This window comes from Streptomyces sp. H39-S7 (genome assembly GCF_027158205.1).
In the GTDB taxonomy this organism is placed as follows: domain Bacteria; phylum Actinomycetota; class Actinomycetes; order Streptomycetales; family Streptomycetaceae; genus Actinacidiphila.
Genome location: NZ_JAPVLU010000031.1, coordinates 62,849 through 72,047, shown reverse-complemented (window position 1 = coordinate 72,047; position 9,199 = coordinate 62,849). Strand labels below are relative to the sequence as shown.

The 9,199-nt window shown below is 71.1% G+C and carries 9 protein-coding genes and 1 tRNA gene; 3 read left to right on the top strand and 7 right to left on the bottom strand.

The window, feature by feature from the left end; genetic code table 11:
* Window positions 1-41: 41 nt before the first annotated feature.
* From O3X23_RS27390 to O3X23_RS27380, 3 genes are all read right to left on the bottom strand, one after another.
* A tRNA-Ala gene (locus O3X23_RS27390) sits at window positions 42-116 on the bottom strand.
* Window positions 117-178: 62 nt separating this feature from the next.
* The gene (locus tag O3X23_RS27385) at window positions 179-583 is read right to left on the bottom strand and encodes a nuclear transport factor 2 family protein (protein ID WP_269274240.1); all 405 of its coding nucleotides are present in this window, start codon (window positions 581-583) and stop codon (window positions 179-181) included.
* 3 nt (window positions 584-586) lie between these two features.
* On the bottom strand, window positions 587-1,051 hold the full coding sequence (locus tag O3X23_RS27380) for an Lrp/AsnC family transcriptional regulator (RefSeq protein ID WP_269274239.1): 465 nt from the start codon (window positions 1,049-1,051) through the stop codon (window positions 587-589).
* 94 nt (window positions 1,052-1,145) lie between these two features.
* Between O3X23_RS27380 and O3X23_RS27375 the strand changes: the two genes are divergently transcribed.
* Window positions 1,146-2,009, top strand: coding sequence for an LLM class flavin-dependent oxidoreductase (locus O3X23_RS27375; RefSeq protein WP_269274238.1), 864 nt, complete (start codon window positions 1,146-1,148; stop codon window positions 2,007-2,009).
* A complete protein-coding gene (locus O3X23_RS27370; protein ID WP_269274237.1) occupies window positions 2,006-2,434 on the top strand; it encodes a nucleoside deaminase in 429 nt (142 codons plus the stop codon). Before O3X23_RS27375 ends, O3X23_RS27370 begins: the two co-directional genes overlap by 4 nt.
* Window positions 2,435-2,455: 21 nt before the next feature.
* Here the strand turns inward: O3X23_RS27370 and O3X23_RS27365 are convergent, their stop codons facing one another.
* The 4 genes from O3X23_RS27365 to O3X23_RS27350 are packed head-to-tail and all read right to left on the bottom strand — an operon-like array spanning window position 2,456 to window position 6,618.
* Entirely contained in the window at window positions 2,456-3,799 is a 1,344-nt protein-coding gene (locus O3X23_RS27365; RefSeq protein WP_269274236.1) for an LLM class flavin-dependent oxidoreductase, read from the bottom strand.
* Window positions 3,800-3,848: 49 nt separating this feature from the next.
* On the bottom strand, window positions 3,849-4,598 hold the full coding sequence (locus tag O3X23_RS27360; protein ID WP_269274235.1) for an ABC transporter ATP-binding protein: 750 nt from the start codon (window positions 4,596-4,598) through the stop codon (window positions 3,849-3,851).
* Window positions 4,574-5,533 (bottom strand): ABC transporter permease, encoded by a 960-nt coding sequence (locus O3X23_RS27355; RefSeq protein ID WP_269274234.1) that lies wholly within the window; start codon window positions 5,531-5,533, stop codon window positions 4,574-4,576. The genes O3X23_RS27360 and O3X23_RS27355 overlap by 25 nt, the downstream gene beginning before the upstream one ends.
* 5 nt (window positions 5,534-5,538) lie before the next feature.
* Window positions 5,539-6,618, bottom strand: coding sequence for an ABC transporter substrate-binding protein (locus O3X23_RS27350; RefSeq protein ID WP_269274233.1), 1,080 nt, complete (start codon window positions 6,616-6,618; stop codon window positions 5,539-5,541).
* A 905-nt stretch (window positions 6,619-7,523) separates the two neighbouring features.
* On the opposite strand from O3X23_RS27350, the gene O3X23_RS27345 reads away from it, so the two are divergent.
* Window positions 7,524-9,197: an ATP-binding protein gene (locus O3X23_RS27345; protein ID WP_269274232.1), complete on the top strand. Its 1,674-nt coding sequence runs from the start codon at window positions 7,524-7,526 to the stop codon at window positions 9,195-9,197.
* The last annotated feature ends 2 nt before the right edge of the window (window positions 9,198-9,199 follow it).

Genomic DNA, 9,199 nt, shown 5'->3' with positions numbered 1-9,199 from the left:
GGCCGGCCCGCCCCCACCCGCCCGCCCCCCCCGCGACGAGGGGCGGGGCGGCCGGATTCGAACCGACGTCCTCCTCCATGCTGTGTAGGCGCACTACCTCTGTGCTACGACCCCGCTTGCCGTGATCGTAACCAACCGCGCCCAGCAGCAGTAGCGGTTTTCCGGCGGCACCGCGTGGCTACTCGTCGTCCCAGGCCATCGAGCTCATCCTCCAGCCGTCCGGCGTGCGGACGAACTGCGTCGTCTTGTGGCCGGTGGTCTCGAACCATGCACCGTTGAGGAAACCTGACTTGCGGTAGTCACTGAACCGGTGGGCGATCGAGCCGAAGATTTCGGTGCGTTCGGCGACTTCCCATTCGGAGAACTCCGTCAGCGTCCCGTCGGTGAGGATCCGCTCCCGGGGCTCGATGAAGGCGTCGAGGTCGTAGATCACCGGTGTGGCGCCGAGGTTCTTGATGATCATTCCCTGGGGGATGAACACCTCGCGGACGGCGTCGACGTCCGGCCGGCGGCCGGCGGTGTTGGTGAACGCGGTGAGGAACGTACGCATCAGCTCGTCGAGTTCGGTCTTGGCATCGGACATCGGCTATGCCCCCTGTGACGTTCGAGGTGCTCGCGGGCCGCGGAAGGGGAGGGTTTGGCTGAGGACGAGGTTGGTGGTCGTGCTGCCGAACTGGGCCAGGGTGTCGACGATCTCCTCCAGGGCGGACACCGAGGTGGTCGCCACCTTCAGGACGTAGCAGTCGTCCCCGGTGGTGCGCAGGCACTCCAGGATCTCCGGGCGCTCTTCGAGCAGCCGGCGCAGCGGCTCGTGGCGGTTCCCCGGGTACTTCAGCCGGACCACGGCCAGCACCGCGTACCCGGTCCGTTCCAGGCCGACCTCCGCCCGGTACCCGGTGATCACCTCGGCCGCCTCCAGCCGCCGCACCCGTTCCGTGGTCGCCGACGCGCTCAGGTTCACCCGCCGCGCCAGCTCCGTGAAGGCGATCCGGCCGTCCCGCTGGACCTCGTGCAGGATCGCCCAGTCCGTCTCGTCAAGACTCTCGGTCATCCGCCGAGACTACCGGCGAATCCACGGGCGAACCGGCGCTGAACAGGCAGGAATCCCTTCTGCCGACCCGGGTGCGGTCGTTAGCCTGATCTCTGTGAAGATCGGCGTCAACATCCTCAATTTCGGCCCCGGCACCGACCCGGGGGTCCTGCGGAGCTGGGCCCAGTCCGTGGAGGGCCTGGGCTTCGACCTGCTGATGCTCTCGGACCACGTGGCGATCACGCCCGACGTGGCCGTGCGCTACCCGGCACCCTTCTACGAGCCCTTCACCACCCTGTCCTGGCTTGCCGGACTCACCACCCGGATCCGCCTCGGAACGACCGTCCTCATCGTTCCGTACCGGCATCCGCTGCTCACCGCCCGGATGGCGGCGAACCTGAACGAGCTGAGTGACGGCCGGCTGGTCCTCGGTGTGGGGGTGGGCTGGGCGCGGCAGGAGTTCGCCGCTCTCGGGGTCCCGTTCGAACAGCGGGGCCGGCTCACCGACGACCACCTGCGGGACATACGGGCGGCCTGGGCCGACACCGATTCCTATGGGAAGCGGAAGATCCCGCTGTGGGTCGGCGGCAACAGCGACGCCGGGCTGCGCCGGGCCGTCCGGCTCGGCGACGCGTGGCACCCGCTGCGCTGCACCATGCCGTGGCTGCGCGAAGCCGCCGACCGGCTGCGGGCGTCCGCCGCCGAGCAACAGCTCCCCGTGCCGGCCTTCGCCCCCCGCATCGCTCTCAAGGTCACCGCGGAACGGGTCGACGGACCGCAACGGCTCGCCGGCGAGGGCACGATCGACCAGATCATGGACGACCTCGACCAACTCCGGCTGCTGGGCGCCGACACCGTCGTCCTCGACACCTACGACGGCGACCCCCGCGAGACCAGCCACCCGCAGACCGCCCTTCACGCACTCGCCACGGTGGCCGCGCACTTCTATCCGCCCCGCAGCAGAACGGAACAGCCATGACCACACCTGACCACCACACCCTCCTCCGCCGTGCCATCGCGCTGGCGGCCACGGCACGCGCGCGTGGCAACCCGCCCTTCGGATCGCTGCTGGCGGGGCCGGACGGATCGGTTCTGGCGGAGGAGCACAACACGACGCTCACCGACCGGGACATCACCGCCCACCCGGAGCTGAAGCTCGCGCGGTGGGCGGCGCGGGAACTGGACGCGGCCTCGGCGGCGAGGACCACGATGTACACCAGCTGCCAGCCGTGCGGGATGTGCGAGGCGGCCATCCAGCAGGCGGGGCTGGAGCGGGTGGTGTTCGCCCTGTCCAACGAGCAGTTGCTGGACATCCGGCCGGGCAGCGGCCGGCCGCCCGTCCCGCAGGACGGCCCGGCGCTGCTCGACGAGGTGCGGGAGGTCGTCGCACCGTACTACCGCTGACCGTCCCGGCGGACGCGGCCGTCAGGCGTTCACCAGGGCCGGGGTGAACTGGTTGGCGGGACGCGGCAGGCCGTAGTGCTCGCGCAGGGTGCCGCCGGTGTACTCGGTGCGGAACAGGCCGCGCTCCCGGAGGATCGGCAGCACCCGCTCCACGAACACCTCCAGGCCGGAGGGCAGAACGGCGGGCATGATGTTGAAGCCGTCCGCCGCTCCGTTCCTGAACCAGTGCTCGATGGTGTCCGCCACCTGCACCGGCGTCCCCGCGAAGGTGCGGTGGCCGCGGCCGCCCCCGAGCCGGCCGATCAGCTGCCGCACCGTCAGCCGCTCCCGGCGGGCGAGCTCAACGACCAGTGTGTAGCGGCTCTTGGCGCCCTCGATCTCGTCCTCGTCGGGCAGGTCCGCCGGGAGTTCCCGGTCGAGGACGAGCAGGGCCGGGTCGAGACCGATCAGGGTGGCGAGCTGGAGTTTGGCGTACTCCGGCTGGATCAGCCGGTCCAGCTCCGCTTCGATCTCCAGCGCCTCCGCCTCGGTGTCACCGATGACCGGCACGATGCCCGGCAGGATCTTCACCCCGTCCGGGTCCCGCCCGACCGCCGCGGCACGCCGCTTGACGTCGGCGTAGAAGGCCTGGCCCTCCTCCAGCGTCGGCTGCGCGGTGAAGACCGCCTCGGCGTAGCGCGCCGCGAAGTCCTTGCCGTCCTCGCTGGATCCGGCCTGCACCAGCAGCGGGTGGGCCTGCGGCGAGCGCGGCACGTTCAGGGCGCCGTCCACCTGGAAGTACTTGCCGACGTGGGCGATCGGGTGCACCCGGTCCGACTCGGCGTGCACTCCGCGGTCCTTGTCGGCGACGACCGCGTCGTCCTCCCAGCTGTCCCAGAGCTTGGTGGACACCTCGATGAACTCCGCCGCCCGCTCGTAGCGGTCGGCGTGCGCGGGCTGGGCTTCGAGGCCGAAGTTGCGCGCCGCGGCGTCGCCCGCCGTGGTGACGATGTTCCAGCCCGCCCGGCCGCCCGAGATGTGGTCGAGCGAGGAGAAGCGCCGCGCCAGGTTGTAGGGATCGTTGTAGCTGGTCGACGCGGTGGCGATCAGCCCGATCCGGCTGGTCACGGCGGCCAGCGCGGTGAGCAGGACGGTGGGCTCCAGCCGCCCGCTGGGCCGCCGGCCCGGGTCGCCCCACAGTGCGGGGCTGTCCGCCAGGAAGAGCGAGTCGAACTTGGCGTCCTCCGCGATCCGGGCGAGCCGCTGGTGGTAGGCGACGTCGATGTGGGCCAGCGGCTCGGACTCGGGCAGTCGCCAGGACGCCTCGTGGTGGCCGGTGTCGTGGATGAACAGGTTGAAGTGCAGGCTGCGCTCGGTGGTGCTCATGATGGTTCGGCTCCAGGAAGAGGGTCCAAGTGGCGGGGCGGGGGAGTGGTCAGTGACCGTCTTCCTCGACTCCCAGCGCGGCCAGGAGTTGTTCGCGGTACTCGCCCAGGTGCGGGTCGCGGTACGTGCGCGGGTGCGGCAGGTCGATGGTCAGGTCCAGGCCGAAGCGTCCCCGGTCGAGCACCAGGACCCGGTCGGCGAGCACGATCGCCTCGTCCACGTCATGGGTGACCAGGAGCACGGACGGCCGGTGACGTTCCCACAGCTCGCGCAGCAGGGTGTGCATCTTGAGCCGGGTGAGTGCGTCGAGGGCGCCGAACGGCTCGTCGGCGAGCAGCAGTTCGGGCTCCCAGACCAGCGAGCGGGCGAGTGCGGCGCGCTGCTGTTCCCCGCCCGAGAGCTGACTGGGCCAGGCCCGTTCGCGTCCGGCCAGGCCGACCTCGGCGAGCGCGTCGCGACCGCGTTCGGCGGGGTCCTTGCCCTGCGAGTCCTTGCCGCGCGCCCCGAGGAGGACGTTGTCCAGGACCCGGCGCCAGGGCAGCAGCCGGGAGTCCTGGAAGACGACCGAGAGCCGCTCGGGTGCCTGGAGCTCGCCGGTGCCGGTGACGTCGTGGTCGAGGTCGGCGATGGCGCGCAGCAGGGTGCTCTTGCCCGAGCCGCTGTGTCCGAGCAGGGCGACGAACTGGCCCGGCGGGATGTCCAGGTCGATGTCGTCCAGGACCACGCGTTCGCCGAAGCCCCGGGTCAGTCCACTGATGTGGACGGCGGGTCGGGTCAGGTGTTCAACGAGCGCCGCCATGACAGCACCCTCCGTTCCAGGATGCGGACGACAGAGTCGGAGGCGAAGCCGAAGACCCCGTAGATGAGCAGACCGAGGACGATCACGTCGGTCTGGCCGTAGTTCTGCGCCTGGAACATCATGTAGCCCAGGCCGTTGGTGGCGTTGATCTGTTCCAGTACGACGAGCGAGAGCCAGGAGCCGGTGACGCCCAGCCGGAGCCCGACGAAGAAGCCGGGCAGGGCGCCGGGGACGACGATCTGCCGGATGAACTGCCACCGGCTCAGGCGGAGCACTTCGCCGAGTTCGACGAAGCGGTGGTCGATGCCCGACAGCGCCGAGTACAGGTTGAGGTAGATCGGGATGTAGACCACGATCGCGATGATCGCGACCTTGAAGGTCTCCCCGATGCCGAGCCACAGGATGAACAGCGGGATCAGCCCGAGCGTCGGGACGGACCGGTTGACCTGGACCGTGCCGTCGATGACGGCCTCGCCGATCCGGGACAGCCCGGCGACCAGGGCCAGGACGACGCCCACGGTCAGCCCGATGGCGAAGCCCTGGGCGGCGCGCCACAGTGACTCGGTGACATCGGTGCTGAGGGTGCCGGCCGACCACAGGTGGGCGCCGGTGCGCACGACCGTCCAGGGAGCCGGCAGGGTGCGCGGGTCGAGCGTGCCGGTCAGGTTGCCGAGGGACCAGATCACCAGCAGCAGAGCCGGTCCCACCAGGCGGGAGTAGGGCAGACGTTTGCCCGGTGCCAGCCGGCGCACGCGGCGGCGGTTGGCGGTGGCCTGCTTGGAGGTGGATGGCTTGGAGGTGGACGGCTTGGTGGTGCCGGCGGTCGCCGCGGTCGACGTCCTGGCCGTCGGCGTGGGAGCCGTGTCGGCCGGCGGATCGGCGACCGCGTCCGCGGTGCCGGTCCGGGCTTGCTGCTCTGAGACGGTTTCCGTCACGGGTATCAACTCCGGTACTGCGCGGCGACGGCGTTCGACGCGATGGGTTCGAAGCGGCGGTCGAAGAGCACATCGGCCTTGAAGGACTTGACGAAGCCGCCCTCCGCGAGCAGGTCGATCGTCTCCTGTTCCCAGGCGATGGCCTCGTCCCAGGTCGGGGGGAGCAGCGGCTTGTTGCTCAGGGCGGTGATCCCCTTCGCCTGCGCCAGCGTGATGTGCTGGGTCTTGACGTAGTACTCCTCGTCCCAGGCGTCCGGGTTCTCGTACACCCAGACCAGGCCCTTGGCCCACAGCGGGACGTAGGCGGCGATGGCGGCCGCCTTCTCGGCGTCGGCGAGGACCGCCGCGGGCGCCCACAGGATGTTGAGCAGGTCCACGACGTCGGTGGTGACGGTGTGCGCGCCGTCCGATTCGTACCGGGTCAGGTAGGCGGGCACCTGGGAGATCCCGAGCGGGGCGATGTCGACCTGGCCGGCCTGCAGGGCGGTGAGGAACTGGTTGCTGGTCAGGGGGACCAGGGTGACGTCGGAGGACTTGAGGCCCGCCTTCTTGAGGGCGCGCAGCAGCACGACCCCTTGCGCCTGCCCCTGGGAGAACGCCAGCTTCTTGCCGCGGAAGTCCGCGACGGACCGGATGTCGCTGTGCGGCTTGGTGGCGAACACGTAGTTGGGCTTGCGCGTCAGGTCCACGGCGACGATCCGGGCGTCGAAGCCCTGGAAGTGGGCCTGGATCGGGGGGATGCCCGCGTTGTTGCCCACCTCCAGCGAATGGGCGCGGAACGCGTTGATCACATCCGGCCCGGCCCCGATGCTGGGCCACGAGGAGACCTTGAAGGGCAGCTTGTCCAGCAGCCCGGCGAGCTTGAGTTGCAGCTCCTGCTGTCCGGTGTACGAGGCGATGCTCAGCGAGGTACCGGCCGGCACCGCGGTCGGCAGCGGCGCGGTGGTCGCGAGGGTGGGCCCCTTGGCCGCGGCGGTGGTGCAGGCGCTGAGCCCGAGAGCGGCGCCCGTGCCGAGCAGGGCTTGCAGGAAGAGCCGCCGGTCGAGGCGGGGGGCGAGGTCCGAAGGGTGGCTTCTGGTGCGCACGTGGGAATCCTTATGGTCGGCCACAGAGGAGAACCGCGCGGCGGCGCGCTCAGAGGGCGTCGCAGCACGTTGAGGACTGGGTGGTCATGACCCGCCGGCCCGCGTCCGTGCGGGGGCCGGGCGGCGACATGATGAAGAGGACGTGAACGCGGCGCTGCGTCCGAGCCGGCGGGGTGAAAGAGCTCAGAGTCCGGGTGCGTCCCGGAGCCGGCCGGGAGCGACGGCCGGGCCTGCTGACGGCAGACCAGGGCAGGCCGGCACACGTGCCGGAAACGCGGTCTATCGGGCCGATGGAGCCGATTCAGCAGGAAATGAGCCGACAGCGGCGGCTACATCGCGGCGCACCGAGGCAGGCAGCGCGTCGCGCCCGCTCTTCAAGGTGCCGAATCGATCTCATGGGCAGACAGTAACCAGGCCACGTCAGGGGCGACAAGGTTTGTTGTAGCCCTGGAATTAACTCCCGACGGCCTGCGGGGCGTGGCGGCCCGGCACGTCGTCGGACCCGCGCGGCGCGGCCGGACCGGGTGTCCGTCCCGGGGGCGCGCACCACCCCGTCTTTCCGACCGTCGTGCGGTCGAAGAACACGTTGTCGACCCCGGTCGTCCCGGTTGGCGCCCAACACGCGCTCTGTGAAAGGCTGTTGAAGCCTCCGCGTGCGTGGGAGGGTCGGGCCCGCGAGATAAACGATCTTGTGGGCCTGAAGTACTGACTTCCTTCATTTATGTGGCGATTTGTTACTACTGTGATGGTTGTTGCCAACCGGGCACCTCCCTGTGCTGAGGACGTTGATGTCTGAACACCCTTCATCCAGCGTGCGGTCCGATCATCGGGACAGTGGACGCCACGGCAGATCCCAGACCCGCAACCGCCGTTCCCCCGAGCGCGTGATTCCCGGGCTGCGGTGGATGGTCGTGCTCCCCGCCGTGTTCATGGCCCTGCTCGGCGGGGGTGTCGCAATCTGGGTGCTGATCGCGGAACCGTCGAGATCCCTGGCCGCGGCGGTACTCGCCGGGGCCGTCGTCGTCGCCGCTGTGATCCTCGCGGTGGGAGCGGCGGGCGCGCTCTCCGCCGACCGCGCGGTGGACCGGCGGGTGCAGGAGGTCCGCGCGGTCAACTCGCGGGGCTGGGAGGAGCTGCAGAACGTCGTCGCGCAGGTGCGGCGGGGCGAGTCGCCCGCGTTCCACGGGCCGGCGCCCGCGAACACACCGGACCGGGACCGCTTCGCGGCCCTGACGGACGAGCTGCGCCAGGCCCAGTACGCCGCGTGCGTCGCGGTGGTCCAGGCGGCGGCCCTGCCGGTCGCCCCGACCAGCGCCGCGGACCAGCAGGTGGTGGTGTTCGTCAACCTCGCCCGGCGGCTGCAGTCGCTGGTCCACCGGGGCATCCAGCTGCTGGACGAGCTGGAGCACCAGGTCGAGGATCCCGATCTGCTGCGCGGACTGTTCCAGGTCGATCACCTCGCGACGCGCATCCGCCGGCACGCGGAGAACGTCGCCGTGCTCGGCGGCGCGGTCTCGCGCCGCCAGTGGAGCAAGCCGGTGCCGTTGACGCAGGTCCTGAGATCGGCTGTCGCCGAGGTGGAGCACTACGCCCGGGTCAAGCTGGTCCCCCCGATCGAGGGCGACCTCGACGGCCGGGCCGTGGCCGACGTGGTGCACCTGATCGCGGAGCTCATCGAGAACGCCACCACGTTCTCCCCGCCGGAGACGCAGGTGCTGCTGCGGGCGCAGAAGGTCACGGCCGGTCTGGTCATCGAGGTCGAGGACCGCGGTCTTGGGCTGGAACTCAGCGCTCAGGAGCGCAACAACGCGCTCCTCGCCGACCCGGAGCGCATCGACCTCGACACGCTGCTGAAGGACGGGCGGATCGGGCTGTACGTGGTCGCGGTCCTCGCCCGCCGCCACGGCGTCACGGTCCAACTGCGCAGCAACGTCTTCGGCGGCATCCAGGCGTTCGTCATCCTGCCGCACGCCCTGGTGGGAACGGAGTCCACCCAGCAGGCGCCGCCGCAGGCCCAGCCGCGGCAGGCCGCCAGGCCGCAGCCGGTGCAGACGGCATCGGCGGCGCCGCCCGCGCTCCCGTACCGCCAGCCCGCCTCCCCGGCACGCGCGGGCATCAGCGCCGCAGCCGGCCCGCAGACGGCAGTCCCGCAGGCGGCAGTTCCGCACACGCCAGTCCAGCACACGCCAGTCCAGTACGCGGCCGCGGCGACGCCCGCGCAAAGCCCCCCGGCCGCGCCCGCGCAAGGCCACCCGGCCACGCCCGCGCACAGCCGCCCGGCCACGCCCGCCCCTTCGGTGGAGAGCCGCAGGCCGGTGCACCCCCAGCAGCCGGCCCCGGCCGGCCCCGCCCCCACCGGCCGCCTCGCGGCCGGGGAAGGGCGCCCCTCCTTGCCGCAGCGTCGCGGCCAGTCCCACCTCGTCCCCCAGCTGCGGAGCGACCCCTCGCCCCGCAGCGACGACCGGGGCGGCGAGCCCAACCCGAACCTGATGGCCGCCTTCCGCATCGGGGTACGTGAGTCCGAGGCCGGCGCCGAGCAGACCGACGGTCCGCCGCGCCGACCCGACCTGAACCCCTGATC